Source organism: Blastocatellia bacterium, assembly GCA_035573895.1.
Classification (GTDB): domain Bacteria; phylum Acidobacteriota; class Blastocatellia; order HR10; family HR10; genus DATLZR01.
The window spans coordinates 1-17,398 of the sequence record DATLZR010000183.1 but is presented as its reverse complement, the minus strand read 5'-3'; the positions used below and the strand labels follow the sequence as shown (position 1 = coordinate 17,398).

Sequence of the window (17,398 nt, the reverse complement as noted above, 5' to 3'; positions counted from 1 at the left end):
TTACTCATCATTTCACCATTCGCAGCCAGGATGGATCGGTGCACGACGGCTACATCACCGTCGGCATGTATGAGGATGGTCGTCCGGGCGAGATCTTCGTCACGGTGGCCAAAGAGGGCAGCACGATCTCCGGCCTGATGGATGCCTTTGCCACAGCCGTCTCTATCGCTCTGCAGTATGGCGTGCCGTTGGAAGCGCTCGTCAGAAAGTTCAGTCACATGCGGTTTGAGCCATCGGGGGTGACAACCAATCCCGAAATTCGGGTAGCAAAGTCACTCGTGGATTACATCTTCCGCTGGCTGGCGTCGCAGTTCCTCGATGCGGAAGCTCAAGCTCAACTCGGCGTGCTCACTCCTGCGGTTCGGGCCAAGCTGGCTGCGGAAGCCGATCGGATGGGGGAACCAGCCGAGATATCAGAAGCCGTACCATCCTCCAAACTGACCTACGTGAGCCAGGCCGACGCCCCCGCCTGTCCCGACTGTGGTGCGATCATGGTGAGGAATGGATCGTGCTACCGGTGCTTCAACTGCGGCGGAACAAGCGGCTGTTCATGAGGGTGCTGGTCGTGGCCTTTACCTCTCCTGCTCCGGAACGGGACTGATAGACGGAAAAATTGGGGAGCATCTCGCGTCAGCGAGATCGCTCCCCGGATTATTTCAGGCAAAAAGGTTCCCGTCTTCACCTCACGGTCGAGCGGCTTGAGAATTCGCCAAAGAAATTCCGCGACAATTTCCGCCGCCTAGACAGTCCCCATCGAATGGTTTCATCGCATCCGGTCCGAGGGGGCGAGATTTTCTTATTGACAGGGCAGCTCCCCTTGTGCTATTTAGTAGCCGCCACGAGCGACAAAAACAAAGAGCGGTTTTCTTTTTTTCTGGAACTAAGCAGCAAAAACGGGGTGAATTTTTTAGTGTTGGGGGGATGAATTGTGATACGACGGATCATAACTGCGGCCATTATCATTGAGGTGGCGATACCCGCACTCATCTCGGCACAGACTCTGTCAGCGATTACGCCAACGCCGGTCCTCCAGGGCATTATTCAGGATCGGACGACAACGGAATTGATCACTCGCGCCGAACACTACTTCCAGCGCGGTGAAGGAGCCTATCGTCAAGGGGATTTCGCACGAGCGCGGCAGGACTTCGATCGCGCTCTCGATGTTTTACTCGGAGCGGGGTTCGATCTGAGGACGAACCCAACGCTCTGGACGTATTACCGCAGGTTAATTGAGCGCATCGCTGCCTACCAGCTAGATGCGCTGGCCCGCGGTCAGGGAGTGACCGAACAGAAGTATGAGCCATCCCCGCTGGAGCAATGGGCCAACGTGAATCTCGATCCGACGGACCTCACGCCGGATCAAGATGAGATTGTTGATCCCCATCTCGATTTTCCGGTGACGCTCACGCCGGAGGTTCGTCAGTTCATTCACTACTTCACCCGAAATCCCCGGGGTCGGGCTGCTATGGAGGCGGGGCTGCGTCGGTCGGGGCGTTATCTGGAGCTGGCTCAGAAGATCTTCGCCGAGGAGGGTGTGCCTCTGGATCTCGTCTGGCTGGCTCAGGCTGAAAGTAACTGGCGACCGAACGCGCGCTCACGCAAGGGAGCACAAGGGATATGGCAGTTTGTCTCCTTCACGGGGGCAAAGTATGGGCTGCGTCAGACGTCCTGGCTCGATGAACGGTCGGGCATCGAACAACCAACGCGAGCCGCCGCCCGTTATCTCAAATGGCTTTATGAGCGGTATCTCGATTGGCAGCTGGCCGTGGCTGCGTACAACTGTGGCGAGGGAGCTGTTGATCGGGCGATTGCCGCCTCGGGCTATGCGGATTTCTGGTATCTCCATCGCAATCGCCTGTTGCCAATGGAAACGCGAAATTATGTTCCCATCATCCTGGCCATTATTGTGGTGGCCAAGAACCGGGAGAAATACGGCTTTGGGGATGTCATTCCTGAACCGCGTCTGGAATTTGAGCACGTGATCGTCGAGGGGCCGGTTGATCTACGATTGATTGCCGAAGCGGGTGGCGTCCCTTTCAGCACGATTCAGGAATTGAACCCGGAGTTGAAGCGAGCGCTCATCCCCGCCGGAACTGAGCATCCGGTTCGTGTCCCCGTGGGAGTTGCCGAAGACGTTCAATCGCTCCTGGCGAAAATTCCGGGCGATCGTCGCAGCTACTGGCGCATTCACCAACTGGCGGCGGGTGAGACACTCGATGATGTGGCCGATCGTCATCGAGTGAGCGCCGATGAAATTGCTCGTCTGAACGATCTGGATTCCGAAGACGGACTGGTCCCGGGCATGAAGCTCATCGTTCCGTCGCGGATCCCTCGGACGCCTCTTTCGGCATCCACCCGGGTGATGCTGGCTCGGCGATCTTATGGACGAGCGACAATCAAGGCCCGACCGGGAGATACCATCACAAAGATTGCCGCTCGCTATGGGCTCTCTGCCACGGAGCTTGCCCGGTTGAATCGCATGAGCGTCAACAGCAAGCTTCGGGCCGGGCAGAGGATCGTTCTGAACCTTCCGCCCCCTCATGCGACCTCCCGGGGAACGACGGCGGTCCGAACGAAAAACGCTCGGCCGACGGCACGGGCGGGAAAGGGGACGGCATCTCATCGCGCAACTCACCGTGTGCGCTCGGGCGATACGCTGGTGGAGATCGCCAATCGCTACGGGGTTTCGGTGAACGATCTTCGCCGATGGAACGGCCTCTCGTCGAATCTCATTCGGCCCGGGCAAACGCTGATCCTTTACCGGTGATGAGAGCTACATCCGCCGTATTTGCCTCTCCAGATCGGCCCTGGGGAAGCGCCCGCGTCCGGCGTTTGTGAGCCCGCAAGCTGGAGGCGCTCTCGAGTGATGGGCATCTGAAAATTACCTGCTCTCTGCGAGATGTCCCCAAACACCTGCCGCTAATGACATGATCCCCCCGATGAACGATATGGTGCAGGGGAGTCATCCGGGGAACTCGCTCACGCCAAATTCCCGATGCTCCTCACGAGGAAATGGGGAGGAAAAATTGAGCTGCTCATTTCATCTGCTCGAAGTCCAGCCGGTGGGAAGGGGAAGCCAGTGGCGGCTGTAGTAGTCGCTCAGGGTGAAGGCGAGCAGGATGACGAGCCAGATAAACCCGGCTCCGGCAAACACCCAAGTGAGCCGCGGCGCATAGCGCACGTGCATGAAGTAGAGGATGACGAGCGTCGCCTTGACGGAGGCGATCGTCAGGGCAATCGGCGTGTTGAGAATCCCCAAATTGAAAAACGCAACGTCCAGCGTCACCAGCGTCAACAAGAGCAAGGTGGCGAAGATCATGAGATAGACTTTCGGCGGGACAACCTGATGCGCCATCGTCATCACCTCACCAGATAAAGCAGCGGGAAGAGATAAATCCAGACGATGTCAACGAAGTGCCAGTAGAGCCCGCTCATCTCCACCGGCGAATAATACTCGTGTGAGAAATGGCCGCGCACGGCCCTCACCAGGAGCCACGTGAGAACACCAATGCCGATAACCATGTGCAGGGCGTGAAGGCCCGTCATGGAGTAATAGAGCAGGAAGAAAAGCTGCGCTTCTCGATTAGGCGAAACATTAGGAGTGAAATTCGGTCCGGGAATGAGGCGTTCGTGAAATTTGTGGGTGTATTCGGCGGCTTTGATCCCGAGGAATGTAGTCCCCAGCGTCATCGTCAGAATGAGGAAGACGATGAGATTGCGCCGCTGCCCCAGTTGCGCGGCTCGCACGGCCAGGGCCATCGTCAAACTGCTGCAGATGAGCACGGCCGTGTTCACGGCTCCCAGCTTGTAATCGAGCAGGTGACTGGCCGTGACAAACGCCGCCGGATACTGAATGCGATAAACCGTATAGGCTGCGAACAGTCCGCCGAAGAACATGATCTCGGTGATGAGGAACGCCCACATCCCGAGACTCGCAGCTTCATGCTGCTGATCAGGGTCCTCGAATTGATGAGCCAACGTCGTTTGAACGTCAGACAACGGCTGCTTCCTCCTGTGAATAAGCGTAGGCGTCTTCGGTCACAACGGGGGTGATGGGGAAATTCTCCGTCGGGGGCGGTGAGGGCGTCTGCCATTCCAGCCCCTTAGCCTGCCACGGATTGGGCCCGGCCTGCGCTCCGTACCGCATGGACCAGATGAAGTAGATCATCGGAATGAGGTATCCGATGCCGAGGATTGAGGCGCCCGCCGAAGACATGACGTTGAGCACCTGAAATTCCTCCGGGTAGGCGTGGTAACGTCGCGGCATCCCCAGGTAGCCCAGGAGAAACTGGGGGAAAAAGGCGAGATTGAACCCGACGAAGATGATTAAAGCCGAAAGGCGTCCCCACCATTCGGGATACATGCGCCCGGTCATCTTCGGCCACCAGAAATGGAGCCCTCCGAGATAAGCCATGACCATACCGCCGACCATGATGTAATGAAAATGGGCGACAACAAAATAGGTGTCATGAACGTGGACGTCCAGTCCGAGTGCCGCCAGCGCCAGTCCGGTCATCCCGCCGATGGTGAACAATCCGATGAATCCGAGCGCGTAGAGCATGGGCGTCTGAAGGGATATCGAGCCTTTGTAGAGCGTCGCCGTCCAGTTGAAGACCTTGATGGCAGAGGGAACCGCAACGACGAAGCTCAAAATCGAGAAGATCATGCTCGCGTAGACCGATTGGCTGCTGACGAACATGTGGTGACCCCAGACGAGGAACCCCACGACCGCAATGGCGAGACTGGAGAAGGCGACGAAACTGTAGCCGAAGATCCGTTTGCGCGAGAAGCAAGTGACCAGCTCGCTGATCACGCCCATGCCGGGAAGAATCATGATGTAAACGGCCGGGTGCGAGTAGAACCAGAAAAGGTGCTGGAAGAGAACGGGGTCTCCGCCGAGCGCGGGATCGAAAAAGCCGATGCGGAAGATGCGCTCGATAGCGACCAGCACAATGGTCACCGCCAGAACCGGCGTGCCGAGCACCATGATGATGCTCGTGGCGTAATGGGCCCAAATGAACAGCGGCAGCCGGAACCAGGTGAGCCCCGGTGCTCGCATCTTGTGAATCGTGACGATGAAGTTGATGCCCGTGAGGATCGAGGAGAACCCGGTGATGAAGATCCCCAGGGCGGCGAGGACGACATTGGTATTCGAGTAGATGCTGCTATACGGGGTGTAGAAGGTCCATCCGGTGTCCACTCCCCCGGTCACGGCGGCCACCAGGGCAAGCGTCGCCCCCGCGATGTAGATGTACCAGCTCGCCAGGTTCAGGCGCGGGAAGGCCAGATCAGGCGCGCCGATCATCATCGGCACGAGGAAATTCCCCAGCACGGCCGGAATCGAAGGGATGAGGAAGAAGAAGATCATGAACAGCCCGTGCATGGTGAAGAGCTTGTTATAGGTTTCGGCCTCCACCAGGTCCCCCTGGGGCGTCATCAGCTCCAGTCGAATGAGTACGGCGAAAAATCCGCCCACGAAAAAGAAGAGCGTGATCGAAGCCAGGTACAACCAGGCAATTCGCTTATGATCTGTCGTGAGCAGCCACGACTTGATGCCGTAGGCCGCATTGAGATAATGCTGTCCGGGCAATTTCACCGGTGAACTCATGGCTGTGACGTCGTCCTTTCTCCCCGTCCGAGGGATTTGATGTACTCGATCAATTCGACGAGTTCTTCCTCCGTCAGTTTCCCCTGAAACGGAGGCATGATCGGCGGATACCCGGAGACGATTTTCGCCATCGGGTTGATGATGGATTCGCGGAGATAGGTTTCATCAGCGACAACTGTCTCGCCGCCCTCGAGCGTGATGCGCCTGCCGAAAATGCCGGTCAGGGGAGGCCCCTGTCCTCCCGGCTCCGGCAGGTGACAGGAATTACACCCCAGCTGCTGGAAGAGACGCTCGCCGACGGCGGCCAGTGATTCTCCGGGCCTCACGGGTAACGGCGGACGCTCACCGGCCAGACCGCGCGGCGCTGCTGGTGGGGGCGTCGTCCGCAACCACTCCTCGAAATCTGAGGGCTCCATAACGATCACCCAGCCGATCATGCCGGAATGCTTTGTCCCGCAGTACTCGGCGCAGAAGAGATGAAACCGACCAGTCTTGGTCGCCTGAAACCATGTCGTCGTATACCGCCCCGGCAGAACGTCCATCTTTATGCGAAACGCCGGCACATAGAAGCTGTGGATGACGTCTTCCGATGTCATCGTCAACTTGATGGGCATCCCGACGGGAACATGCAGCTCATTGATCTCGCGTCGGCCATTCGGGTGCTGAAGCTTCCACATCCACTGCTTCCCCACGACGTAAATCTCCATGGCCCCCGACGGAGGCCGCGACGTCTCGAAGTAGACGCTCACCCCTTGAGCATACATGATCATGGCCAGAATGAAAGGAATGATCGTCCACACCAGTTCGAGTTTGAGCGATCCGACAATGGGGCGAGGAGTTTCATTCTCGGTCCGACGACGGTACTTGATGGCAAAGATAAATACGAGGGAGCCGATGAGCAGGGAGAAGAAGATCGCCACCCCGATGAGGAAGAAGTAGAGCCGGTCAACGGTCCCGGCGATGGTTGATGCGCTTTCTGGAAAGAGAGGAAATCCTTCCCACATGATTTTTCAGTTCTCCCTCCGGCGATCGCGACGGAACATGATGACGAGAAAAAGGCCCAGTCCGAGAAGAGTGCCCGCACCGGCCAGTTGAACGATGCGAAGGATGGCCAGGCTGTATTTCCCCGTCGCGGGGTCATAGCGGTAGCAGAGCAAAAGGACCTTTTCCACCGGCGATCCGATTTTTCCTTCGGATGCGTCAACGAGTCCCAGGCGCAGATCTCGCGCCGAATACTCCAGTCCGTAAAAATAGCGGGAGACGCGCCCCGATGGAGTCAGCACCATGATCCCGGCAGCGTGGGCATACTGTTTGGTGCGCGGATCATAGACGTAGCGGAAGCCGACGGTCTCGGCCAAACGATGAATCGCCGGAGGCTCCCCCGTGAGGAAGTGCCATCCCTGGCGGGCCTCGGCGCGCCCGTAATGCTCGATGTAGGCGGCTTTCTTTTCCGCCGCGAGCGCCGGCGTCTCGGCCGGATTTATACTCACCGTCAGTACAGTGAAGTCGCGCCCCGCCGTCAGAGGCATGGCTCGCAGAGCCCGCACAAGCCCATTGAGCACGAGCGTGCAGAGCATCGGACACTCGTAGTAGACAAGCGCCAGAATGATCGGCTTCTCCCCAAAATATTCGGCCAGCCGAACCTCGCGCCCCCCCTCATCGCGAAAGAGAAGCTCACCGGGAACCTGAGCGTTGAGTTTCTGATCAATTCCCACATCGCGTAACGGATCGGGAGCGAGCTGCTGGGCCATCGCCGATAGCGGAGCGAGACCGACGAGACCGATGAGGAGAGTAGCTCCCCACCGACGGCGGATGAGCGCCCTCGTGCGGTGCTCGTGAGGTTCCTCTCGATGACTCATACTGCAGCTCCGTTGAAAACGATCTCCCACCGGATGAAAGGTTCCAACGGATCGTTCATCCGTTGGCCCTTTCCATCCGCTGGCCAGCGCATTTTCATCCCTGGTGGCGCGCTGTAGCTCATGGCCGATCCCCTTGTTACTTTGTCGGGCTCTCGCGCTGATCGGGAGTGGGAGCGGGCGATTGCGGCGAAGGTGACCTCGACGGAAGGCTCAGTCCGCGTTCCAGCATAAGGTCCATCGCACGCTCAATGGGAATGCGCACGATCCCGCGCTCACGGTCCACCCAGCCGTAGGTCGTGAGGAGTTCCTCCTCGGTGGCCCGCAGTTTCTGCAGATCGGCTGTCGGGGCAACCTGAAGGCGCGGCTCTGGCGGGATCTCACGAGTCTCCAGCATCGGCGGTAGCGGCACATCCCGCCGGATGGCCCGCTGCTCGAAGTATTGAAAAAGCTCGTTCATCGCCACCAGCGTCAGGCAGATGAGAGCGAAAAGGCCGATCAGAAACTTCCCGACGGCGCTGACGTTCAGGTCCCGAGTCTCATAGCCTCGTTCATTGTCGGAGGTCGAGGACTGACGGGTGAGATCAGCCATGGCTCACTGCCTCCTTCAATCGAGGATCGTGGATCGGCACGAGCGGCCGCTGCCGCAAATAGCGGAGGAACAGGCCAACCCAGATTCCACCCATCCCCACCACGGCCGCGATATCCAGCCAGTGGACGCGCGGTCCATGTTCCGCGTAAGCCGGGACCACGAGCCAGTAGAGATCAACCAGTCGGAGCAGAAAAATTCCGCCGGCCACCCAGACCAGTCGGTCGCTCTGACGCTTGACCTCGCGCATGAGCAGCAACACAAAAGGAATGGCAAAGTGGAAGACGATGAGAACCAGTCCAATGGCTTGCCAACCGCCGCCCACCCGGCGGAGATACCAGGGGATCTCCTCCGGAAGATTGCCCGACCAGATGATGAGAAATTGCGAGAACGAAATGTAAGCCCAGAGCATCACGAATGCCAGCAAGAGATTCCCCAGATCATGGAAATGGGTCGTCGTGACCATTTCCGACAGTGGTTCGCGCCGCGACAGTCGGCTGACGACAACCGTCACGAAAGCCAGCGTCGCGAGCACCTGGCCGACGATGAAAAGCAACCCATAGACGGTGGAGAACCAGTGAGGTTCGAGCGACATGGCCCAATCAATGGCAGCAAAGGTCACCGTCAGCACGTAGATGAGCAGTCCCGGACCGGCCAGAAGTTGAAGTCGCCGCGTGTAAAGGGGATGTCCCGTTCGATCCTGCTCCGCGGACCAGCGGGTGACCAGCCATGCCAGACCCAACCAGAGAGCGAAAAAGACGAGGGCGCGAACCGAGTAGAAAGGCAGATTGAGATAGGTGCTCTTGTGGCGTAAAACTTCATCGGCAGCCACGACATCCGCGTGCGTCCACTCATAGAGGTCATGCGCTCCGATGAGTACGGGCAGAAACAGCACCGCCATAAGCGGGAGTGTGCGAGCACCGGCTTCCAGCGGACGCTGAATGACAAAACCCCATCCTCCGGCCACCAGGTGATGCAGCAACACAAGGGCGAGACTGCCGAGCGAAATTCCCACCCAGAAGAGATAAGCCAGCAGGTAGGAATGGAAGAACTGATCGCGGTTGACCAGCGCCCCCGCCGCGCAGACTCCCAGTCCGAGCAGGCCCGCCAGGGCCGAACGTCGTTCCAGTCTCATCATGTCGAAATGGCCAGTCTCGCTCATGGTTTCGTCTTCTCCAACTGCTGGCGAATGGCCGCCGGAACATCGTCCAGTGTGGCTTGCTGGCTTAGTTGAAGCGCCCGAATATAGGCGACAATAGCCCACCTGTCGCGGGGCTCAATCTGAGCGGCATAATCCGGCATCTGACCGAAGCCGTTAGTGATGATGTTAAACAGATATCCGACCGGTGCCTGGCGCAATCGGTCAGTGTGAAATGACGGCGGCTGTCGAAACCCCCGTTGGACGACCATCCCGCGACCATAGCCCGCACGATCGTGGCAGACCGAACAGTAGATGTCATAGCGCTCGCGCCCGCGCTCCAGCAGCTCTCGCGTGATGGGGAAGGGAAGGGTGGCGACGAACGTCCCCTGCGCCTTCCCCGTGAAAAAGGGTTCGTCCAGGCGCAATTGACCTCGAGCAATCGTTCCGGGCACGGGCTGTCGGGCCGACCGACCATCATGGAAGAAATCGCTTTCGCGGAGCGGTTTGTACCTGGGCTGATTATGCATGTCCTGTCGGCAGCCGACGGCGAGTGAGAGAAGGGCGCTCAGGACCACAATAAGCAGCGGCGCGCAATGTGATCGCCGATGTCGTCGTATGTTCTGCAAAGACTCGATCATGTGCGTTAATGTTCCACTTCGTAGACGCCCCGAGGATTGAGGCTCTCCAGAAAGGCCCACGTCCGATCCCGATCAAACAGAGGATCGCGCGCTTCGATGCAGAGGAAGAATTGATTTCGCGTCGCCAGTCGGAATCTCGGAACGTTGAAGACCGGATGATAAGGCATCGGGAGGCCGTTCATTGCCAGCATCCCCAGCACAGCAAAAAGGGCTGCCACGAGAATGGTCATCTCGAAGGTGACAGGGATGAATGCCGGCCAGCTATTTAATGGGCGCCCTCCCACATTCACCGGATAGGCGATGACCGAGACGTAATATTGCAGGAGGAACCCGCCCAGTCCGCCGATCACCCCGCCGATCAGAACCACCAAAGGCAATCGCGTATGACGGAAGCCCAGAGCATCGGCCAGTCCCTCGACGGGGAACGGGCTGTAGGCATCCATTTTGCGATAACCGGCCTCGAAGGCCGCGCGGGCCGCCCGCAAAATATCATCCGGCGTATCGAATTCAGCCATGAGGCCGTAGATGGGTGGTTTCGTTGCCATCGTCATGCTTTCTGATTTTCGCCCGGTGTCGGCAGAATCGCCCGCATCTCGAAGATCGAGATCATCGGCAGAAAGCGGATGAACAAAAACAGCAGCGTAAGGAACAAGCCAAGTGACCCGAGATAGGTCGCCCAATCCCACGCCGTCGGATAGTACATTCCCCAGGACGAGGGCAGAAAGTCTCGGTGCAAACTGGTCACCACGATGATAAACCGTTCGAGCCACATGCCGACATTGACGATGAGCGACACGACGAAAAGCACGGGAATGCTTCTCCGCATCCGCTTCGACCAGAAGACCTGGGGAGCCAGCGCATTGCATGCAAGCAGGGCCCAATAGAGCGGCGCGTAAGGACCGTGCACTCGATTGGAGATCATGGACTGCTCATAGGGGCTCCCGCTGTACCAGGCCATGAAGAATTCCATGAGATAGCCGTAGACGACGATCAGTCCGGTGGCCAGAATCACTTTGGCCATGTTATCGAGGTGGCGGAGGGTGATGAAATCTTCCAACCCATAAATGGCCCGCAGGGGGATGGCCAGCGTCATCACCATCGCAAAACCCGAGTAGATGGCACCGGCCACGAAGTACGGAGGGAATATCGTGGCGTGCCAGCCGGGAATGATCCCCACGGCAAAATCAAAGCTCACCACCGAGTGGACCGAAACAACCAGGGGCGTGGCCAGCCCCGCCAGAAGGAGATAGGCCATTTCATACCGATGCCAGTGAATGGCCGAACCTCGCCATCCCATCGCCAGCACGCCGTAGACGATGCGGGCCAGTCGGCTGCCCGCCCGATCCCTCAGGGTCGCCAGATCGGGAATCAATCCGACAAACCAGAAGAGAAACGAAACGGTGGCATAGGTGGACACGGCGAACACATCCCACACGAGAGGACTGCGGAATTGAGGCCACGTTCCCATCGTGTTGGGATAGGGAAGCAGCCAGTAGGCCAGCCACTGTCGCCCCAGATGCAGAAGCGGGTAGAGCCCGGCACATGCCACAGCAAAAAGCGTCATGGCTTCGGCAAAGCGATTGATCGAAGTCCGCCAGCGCTGACGGAGCAGAAGGAGAATGGCCGAAATGAGCGTCCCCGCGTGGCCGATCCCAATCCACCAGACGAAATTCACAATGTCAAAGCCCCACCCCACGGGAACATTGACGCCCCAGATTCCCACGCCCGTCGTCACGACGTAAGCCACAGCGAAGAGGAAAACCATCAGCAGCAGAAACGAAATGGCGAACCCGATGAACCAGCTCCGGGGCGTGCGACGGGTCAGGACCAGAGCGGCAATCTTGTCGGTGATCGAAGCATAGGTATAGCCCGGCTGGATGACCGGCGGAAGCGAGGAGAAATCCTCGGTTGTCGTGTGATTGCGCTCGTTCATCCCGTCACCTTTCGACCTCCCGGTAAGGATTCCGCAGTTTGGCCAGATATGTCGTACGGGGTTTTGTGTTGAGTTCGGTCAGGATTCCGTAATTGAGCGGATGAGCCTTCAACCGGGCCACCCGGCTCGTGGGATCCGCGATATTCCCAAAGACGATGGCCTGAGTGGGACAGGCGGCCTGGCAGGCGGTGACGATCTCTCCGTCACGGATTTCACGATCCTCCTTCTTGGCCTGAATCCGCGCGGCGTTAATCCGCTGGACGCAGTAGGTGCACTTCTCCATCACGCCGCGCGTGCGCACCGTCACATTCGGATTGCGCATGAGTTTCAGGCTCGGAGTCGTCGTGTCCGCATACTGGAGGAAATTGAACCGCCGAACCTTGTACGGGCAGTTGTTCGAGCAATAGCGGGTCCCAACGCACCGATTGTAGACCATCTCGTTGAGCCCTTCCCGACTGTGAACGGTGGCGCCCACAGGGCAGACGACCTCGCAGGGAGCGTTTTCGCAATGCATGCAGAGGACGGGCTGATGGTGAATCCGGGGGGTTGTGGGCTCCCCCTCAAAATAGCGATCAATGCGGATCCAGTGCATCTCCCGGCCCCGGAGGACTTCACCCTTGCCGACGATGGGGATGTTGTTCTCCGCCTGACAGGCGACCACGCATGCATTGCAGCCGATACAGGCGCTCAGGTCAATGACCATGCCCCAGGCCGGACCGTCCGCCTCAACGGGAGGGTAGAGCGTTTTCTCCGGCTGAAGATCGTGACCCATCCGAGCGAACGCCGGATTCTGCTCGTATTCCCCCAGGGCTGCCGCACGCACGAGATTCCGCCCTTCCATCAAGAAGTGCTCCTGCGTGCAGGCCAGAGGATATCGGTCCGCCGTAGCCACGAGATCAACTCCCGATCCAAACCAGAGCGCATCAGAAGCGCGCAAGCGATAGGCATCAAACCCCATGCCCGTCCCGACCCGTCCGGCTCGCCTTCGACCATATCCGAAGTGGATGAGGACGGAGTCATTCGCCTGTCCGGGCATAATCCACACGGGCCCGCGCACAACCGGCCGGTCGCGGAAGCGCACCTCGACGATCTGTTCGTTGCGGAGCCCCAAACGCTCGGCCAGCACCGGACTGATGTGAACCGCATTATCCCAGGTGAGCTTGGTGAGCGGCTTGGGCAGCTCTTGAAGCCAGCCGTTGTTGGCATAGCGCCCATCGCCAATGGTGGGATCGGGACGAAGGACGATTTCTAGCGATGAGTCAGATCCTGCTGATCCTCGATTATTCACCGGCGGCGGCTCCAGCGATTCGCGTGCGCGCTCTATGATTGCCGGAAGCGCCAGATCAGGCTGCCGGGCGGGGAATGCACTTCCGGCAATGACGCCATCGTGGAGCGACGTTTGCCAGAACCGCTCGAATTGATCGGAGGGCACGCGCGTCCGCCAGTACTCTCGAACAAGCTCGTAGGCCGAACGACCGGGCTGGCCGGCAACAACCGCAAGAATTTCAATAACCGACTTTCCACCATAAAGCGGCGCAATGAGGGGCTGAATGAGAGAGGCCGTCCCGTCAAAGGCCCGCGCATCGCCCCAGGATTCGAGATAGTGAGCCTCAGGGATATGCCAGTGACAGAGTTCCGCCGTCTCATCGGCATAGAGGCCGACGTGGATGCGGAGCTTCACCTTCCCCAGCCGTTCGGCGAAGCGAAAGTCTACGGGAGCGGTGAAAAGAGGATTTCCGCCGAGGATCAAAAGGACTTCCACCTGTCCCGCGGCCATCGCTTCCACGAGATCGTGGAGCGATTCAAGCTGCAGGGACGGGTGGGGCGCGACGGGATCGGTGTAAAAGACGGTCTTACCGACATTTCCCAAAGTGTGATTGATGGCATGGGCAATCGCATGGACCACCGGCCGCTGGCCCTCACCCACGACAACGAGACTGGAGCCACGATGTCGCTGAAGATCCTGAACGATCTGGGCGACCGTTGTCACAAGCGGTGAGGAGGCGAAGGCGGGATTGATCGGGATGCCGGGGACCCCGATAGCCTGAGCGATGGCGCGAGCGATGTCCTCGATGTCGCTCGCCCGCACCGGGATCCGGTGGTCGGCCATCGCCCCGGAGAGCGTCGGCGCTGGTTCAAGCACGTAGAGACGATTGAAAGCGAAAGACCCATCGGGAGCACGTCGGCGCGAGGCAAAGTCACGAGCGTACCGCACGCTGCCCGGAAACGATGTGAGGAAGTCACCATCGAGCGAGACAATCACCTCGGCGGCATCGAAGCGGTAATAGACGTTGACCTCCTGCCCAAAAGCCAGGCGCGTCCCGGCTCGTACATTATCGCGTGTGACCGGTTCAAAATGGTGCCATTTCGCTTCCGGAAATCGAGCGAGCACCTGTTCAATCAACCAGAGGATGGTGGGCGAGGTCACGGTTTCGGTCAGAAGACGCAAGCCTGCGCCCTTTTTGGCTCGCTGCTCCTGGAGCGCCGCACCGAGCGCGGCAACGAAAGCCTCCCAGGTGCTGATTCGACCCCGATGCAGAACGACCTGAGAACGATCCGGGTCGTACAGGGTGAGCACCGAGGCCTGAGCGAAAATATCGGTTGCTCCCAGACTCGCCGGATGATTGGGATTGCCTTCGATTTTCGTCGGTCGTCCCTCGTGGCTTTCTACCAGCAGCCCCAGACCGAAGCCGTGCTCGGTCATCGTCGTCGCATAAAAGAGAGGTTTGCCGGGAATCACCTCTTCCGGAGCCCGAACGAAGGGAACGATCGTTTCGTCGGGTTGCCGGACGCAGCCCGTGACACCCGCGAGGGCGAGCGAGGCCCCCATGAGTTTGAGGAACTGACGACGGCTGACCGGATCGGTCCACTCCGCGGCGTGGTCGAAGAATTCTCGCTCTGCCTTCAGGCGAACGAGCCCTGGATTGTGCCACTCCTCCAGGCTCCGCCAGTATTCCCGGCCACTGTGGAGTTCATGAGAGGGGCGGCGTGCGATCGAATCGCTCAGTTTCCTGGTTTTCTCCGAGGTCATCGGTGACAGATAGAGCAGTTGGTCAGTTGTCCAACTTTAATGTGATACTGCTCGACCAGTTGGCGACCGAGAGCAAGTTGATCTTCCGGCGGGCGCCACTCCAGGTCGAAGACGTACTCACGCGGTCTGATGAATCGCTCCGGGGCCCGATGACACTCCAAACACCATTCCATGGTCAGAGGTTGCTCACGCCACATCAGCGGCATCCGATCCACCCGCCCGTGACAGGTGACGCATCCGACTCCCTTTTTGACATGAATGCTGTGATCGAAATAGACGAAATCCGGCAGATCATGAACACGCAGCCAGCGCAATGACTGATCCGTACGAAAACTCTGGCGCACGGGCTCCAGCATCGGACTGTCGGCCCAGATCTGGCTGTGACAGTTCATGCAGGTTTTCGTGGGTGGGATGCCGGCAAAGGGACTCTCCTCAACTGATGTGTGACAGTAACGGCAATCAATCCCCAACCCGCTGACATGGTGTTTATGGCTGAAGGGGACCGGTTGCGTGCGAGCAACACCGACTTGTGTGATATAGGATGATCGCTGAATTTCAGCTACGGCCCACAGGAGCGCAGCGAGGATAAAGACAAAACCGAAGATGCTCACGCGGGAAATCGTATTCGTGCTCGGGTGAAAGATCTGGGCCATCGTTGCTTACCCGAAATCCTCCCTCATCCCTCTCCTGCTACAACATCACAAACTCCGTGCCATTGTCCGATTCCCATCGCATCGTAAAGTCCGTCAGTATAGCAGGCCGTTTTCCTTCCGTAAAGAGTTGCCTCTCGCACGAGGAGGCGGTGCGAAGGCGGTAGTATTGAAAACCCACGAGATATCGAGAATGCGAGAGCGTGTCCGAAGAGGTCTGCCCTCTGGCCGTCAGAAGGCACGAGAAGCGAGAGCCAGCGCAGCCCCACCTCCCAACCGCTCACAGGAGGCGATACCCAGTGGCCAGCGGAGGCCAAATTTTTTGCTCGGTCAATTCAGCCTCTTGTGTTACAATAAAGCGCCGGTTCATTCAACGCGTTCGTCAGGAGCAGCACAGCATGTCATCTATGAGGGGCTCGAACTAACTACAGACAGAGGGAGAGGTAGAGATTGCCCATGATCAAAGTCAAAACAATTATTGCAGCGCGGCCGAGTCAGAGGAAAAGTACATCGGCGGAGACTCCGTCGAACCTCTCCGAGCGGGACGTCTTTCACGAGTGTCTTCGACGCAAGGGTCTCAAGCGAACGAGCCAGCGCGATCTCATTCTGGACGTTTTTCTGACCAGTGAGAAGCATGTAACCAGCGAGGAACTGTACCAGAGGGTGCGCGAGCGCGATCCATCGGTGGGGTTCACCACTGTCTATCGCACCCTCAAGCTCTTGACCGAGTGCGGCATTGCCCGCGAAGCACAATTCGGCGATGGCTATACTCGCTACGAGCCCAATCTCAGTCAAGGCCACCACGATCACCTGATCTGTGTCGAGTGTGGGGGATTGACCGAATTTTACAGCGAGCAGCTCGAGCACATTCAGGACGAGGTCATCCGGCGGCACGGATTCCAGATGATTGATCACAGCCTCCGCATCTGGGGTATTTGCAAAAACTGTCGCAAACAGGCGCGAACGAAAGCCGTCCCATCCTGATGTCATGGCAGCACACGAGACCGTTCTCATTCTCGATTTTGGAGGTCAATACACCCAACTGATTGCCCGGCGCGTCCGCGAACTTGGCGTCTACTCGGAGATTGTTCCCTACAATGTTCCGTTTGAGGCGATTTGTTCCCGATCGCCCAGGGCGTTGATTCTTTCCGGTGGCCCTCGTTCGGTCTACGAGCAGGGAGCACCCCGGTGTGACCGCCGGATCCTCGACCTTGGGGTCCCTGTTTTAGGGATTTGCTACGGACTCCAACTGCTGGCTCATTATCTCGGCGGTCGCGTAGAAGCGGCACCGCGACGGGAGTACGGAGCGGCGCAGGTCACGGTCCAGGGGGTGAGTCCGCTTTTCACCGGCCTGCCTTCGACGCTCGATGTCTGGATGAGCCACGGGGATGAGGTGAAAGATCCCCCGAGCGGATTTGTCATCACGGGACTGACGGATCGAGCCATCGCGGCCATCGAGGATCCTCAGCGGCGCCTTTACGGCGTCCAGTTTCACCCCGAAGTGGCGCACACTCCCCTGGGGCGAGAGATTCTTCGCCGGTTCCTCTTCGATGTCTGTCGTCTCAAAGGTGACTGGCAGATGGAGTCATTTATCGAGACGACCGTAGCACGGATCGAGCAGGAGATCGGCCAGGGACGCGCCGTCTGCGCGCTTTCCGGCGGCGTGGATTCGTCGGTGGCAGCGGCGCTGGTGGCGCGGGCTATCGGATCGAGACTGACCTGTATCTTCGTGGATAACGGCCTGCTCCGTCAGGGCGAGTTCGAACAGGTGCTGGAGATCTACCGGCGCCGCATGGAGCTGAATGTCATCGGCGTGCGGGCGGCCGAGCGATTCCTCTCCAGGCTTCGCGGCGTGACCGACCCGGAGGCCAAACGGAAGATCATTGGCGCCGAATTCATCGCCGTCTTTCAGGACGAAGCCGCGCGACTGGGAGCCGTTGACTATCTCGTTC

At 58.9% G+C, this 17,398-nt stretch carries 16 protein-coding genes; 4 read left to right on the top strand and 12 right to left on the bottom strand.

Annotation, left to right across the window (positions count from 1 at the left end; genetic code table 11):
• Together VNM72_16055 and VNM72_16050 are read left to right on the top strand one after the other, a co-directional pair.
• On the top strand, window positions 1–554 hold a 554-nt coding region (locus VNM72_16055), incomplete at its 5' end, for a vitamin B12-dependent ribonucleotide reductase (protein HXF06907.1).
• A gap of 374 nt (window positions 555–928) precedes the next feature.
• Window positions 929–2,767: a LysM peptidoglycan-binding domain-containing protein gene (locus tag VNM72_16050; protein ID HXF06906.1), complete on the top strand. Its 1,839-nt coding sequence runs from the start codon at window positions 929–931 to the stop codon at window positions 2,765–2,767.
• 273 nt (window positions 2,768–3,040) lie between these two features.
• Here the strand turns inward: VNM72_16050 and VNM72_16045 are convergent, their stop codons facing one another.
• The 12 genes from VNM72_16045 to VNM72_15990 form a co-directional block, all read right to left on the bottom strand.
• The gene (locus tag VNM72_16045; GenBank protein HXF06905.1) at window positions 3,041–3,355 is read right to left on the bottom strand and encodes a cytochrome C oxidase subunit IV family protein; all 315 of its coding nucleotides are present in this window, start codon (window positions 3,353–3,355) and stop codon (window positions 3,041–3,043) included.
• A gap of 5 nt (window positions 3,356–3,360) precedes the next feature.
• Entirely contained in the window at window positions 3,361–3,999 is a 639-nt protein-coding gene (locus VNM72_16040; GenBank protein ID HXF06904.1) for a cytochrome c oxidase subunit 3 family protein, read from the bottom strand.
• Window positions 3,992–5,608: a cytochrome c oxidase subunit I gene (gene ctaD / locus VNM72_16035; protein ID HXF06903.1), complete on the bottom strand. Its 1,617-nt coding sequence runs from the start codon at window positions 5,606–5,608 to the stop codon at window positions 3,992–3,994. Before ctaD ends, VNM72_16040 begins: the two co-directional genes overlap by 8 nt.
• A complete protein-coding gene (gene coxB / locus VNM72_16030) occupies window positions 5,605–6,612 on the bottom strand; it encodes a cytochrome c oxidase subunit II (protein HXF06902.1) in 1,008 nt (335 codons plus the stop codon). The genes ctaD and coxB overlap by 4 nt, the downstream gene beginning before the upstream one ends.
• A 6-nt stretch (window positions 6,613–6,618) precedes the next feature.
• Window positions 6,619–7,467: an SCO family protein gene (locus VNM72_16025; GenBank protein HXF06901.1), complete on the bottom strand. Its 849-nt coding sequence runs from the start codon at window positions 7,465–7,467 to the stop codon at window positions 6,619–6,621.
• A gap of 136 nt (window positions 7,468–7,603) precedes the next feature.
• A complete protein-coding gene (locus VNM72_16020; GenBank protein ID HXF06900.1) occupies window positions 7,604–8,056 on the bottom strand; it encodes a hypothetical protein in 453 nt (150 codons plus the stop codon).
• Complete coding sequence (locus VNM72_16015) at window positions 8,049–9,191, bottom strand: hypothetical protein (GenBank protein HXF06899.1); 1,143 nt, start codon at window positions 9,189–9,191, stop codon at window positions 8,049–8,051. Before VNM72_16015 ends, VNM72_16020 begins: the two co-directional genes overlap by 8 nt.
• A gap of 20 nt (window positions 9,192–9,211) precedes the next feature.
• A complete protein-coding gene (locus VNM72_16010) occupies window positions 9,212–9,832 on the bottom strand; it encodes a cytochrome c (GenBank protein ID HXF06898.1) in 621 nt (206 codons plus the stop codon).
• A 5-nt stretch (window positions 9,833–9,837) separates the two neighbouring features.
• Window positions 9,838–10,377, bottom strand: coding sequence for a DUF3341 domain-containing protein (locus VNM72_16005; protein ID HXF06897.1), 540 nt, complete (start codon window positions 10,375–10,377; stop codon window positions 9,838–9,840).
• Between the two features lie 2 nt (window positions 10,378–10,379).
• On the bottom strand, window positions 10,380–11,765 hold the full coding sequence (gene nrfD, locus VNM72_16000; protein ID HXF06896.1) for an NrfD/PsrC family molybdoenzyme membrane anchor subunit: 1,386 nt from the start codon (window positions 11,763–11,765) through the stop codon (window positions 10,380–10,382).
• Between the two features lie 4 nt (window positions 11,766–11,769).
• Complete coding sequence (locus VNM72_15995; protein HXF06895.1) at window positions 11,770–14,796, bottom strand: TAT-variant-translocated molybdopterin oxidoreductase; 3,027 nt, start codon at window positions 14,794–14,796, stop codon at window positions 11,770–11,772.
• Window positions 14,793–15,449, bottom strand: a complete 657-nt coding sequence (locus VNM72_15990) for a cytochrome c3 family protein (protein HXF06894.1) — start codon at window positions 15,447–15,449, stop codon at window positions 14,793–14,795. Before VNM72_15990 ends, VNM72_15995 begins: the two co-directional genes overlap by 4 nt.
• A gap of 453 nt (window positions 15,450–15,902) precedes the next feature.
• On the opposite strand from VNM72_15990, the gene VNM72_15985 reads away from it, so the two are divergent.
• Entirely contained in the window at window positions 15,903–16,430 is a 528-nt protein-coding gene (locus VNM72_15985) for a transcriptional repressor (GenBank protein ID HXF06893.1), read from the top strand.
• Window positions 16,431–16,434: 4 nt separating this feature from the next.
• Window positions 16,435–17,398: glutamine-hydrolyzing GMP synthase (gene guaA / locus VNM72_15980; GenBank protein HXF06892.1), on the top strand; the 964-nt coding region annotated here is incomplete at its 3' end.

Bases quoted from the DNA above. Each gene is read 5' to 3' on its own strand.
- VNM72_16005 (HXF06897.1), bottom strand. From the start codon at position 10,377: ATGGCAACGAAACCACCCATCTACGGCCTCATGGCTGAATTCGATACG.
- nrfD (HXF06896.1), bottom strand. From the start codon at position 11,765: ATGAACGAGCGCAATCACACGACAACCGAGGATTTCTCCTCGCTTCCG.
- VNM72_15990 (HXF06894.1), bottom strand. From the start codon at position 15,449: ATGGCCCAGATCTTTCACCCGAGCACGAATACGATTTCCCGCGTGAGC.
- VNM72_16015 (HXF06899.1), bottom strand. From the start codon at position 9,191: ATGATGAGACTGGAACGACGTTCGGCCCTGGCGGGCCTGCTCGGACTG.
- ctaD (HXF06903.1), bottom strand. From the start codon at position 5,608: ATGAGTTCACCGGTGAAATTGCCCGGACAGCATTATCTCAATGCGGCC.
- VNM72_16045 (HXF06905.1), bottom strand. From the start codon at position 3,355: ATGGCGCATCAGGTTGTCCCGCCGAAAGTCTATCTCATGATCTTCGCC.
- VNM72_16025 (HXF06901.1), bottom strand. From the start codon at position 7,467: ATGAGTCATCGAGAGGAACCTCACGAGCACCGCACGAGGGCGCTCATC.
- coxB (HXF06902.1), bottom strand. From the start codon at position 6,612: ATGTGGGAAGGATTTCCTCTCTTTCCAGAAAGCGCATCAACCATCGCC.
- VNM72_15985 (HXF06893.1), top strand. From the start codon at position 15,903: ATGATCAAAGTCAAAACAATTATTGCAGCGCGGCCGAGTCAGAGGAAA.
- VNM72_16010 (HXF06898.1), bottom strand. From the start codon at position 9,832: ATGATCGAGTCTTTGCAGAACATACGACGACATCGGCGATCACATTGC.
- VNM72_15995 (HXF06895.1), bottom strand. From the start codon at position 14,796: ATGACCTCGGAGAAAACCAGGAAACTGAGCGATTCGATCGCACGCCGC.
- VNM72_16020 (HXF06900.1), bottom strand. From the start codon at position 8,056: ATGGCTGATCTCACCCGTCAGTCCTCGACCTCCGACAATGAACGAGGC.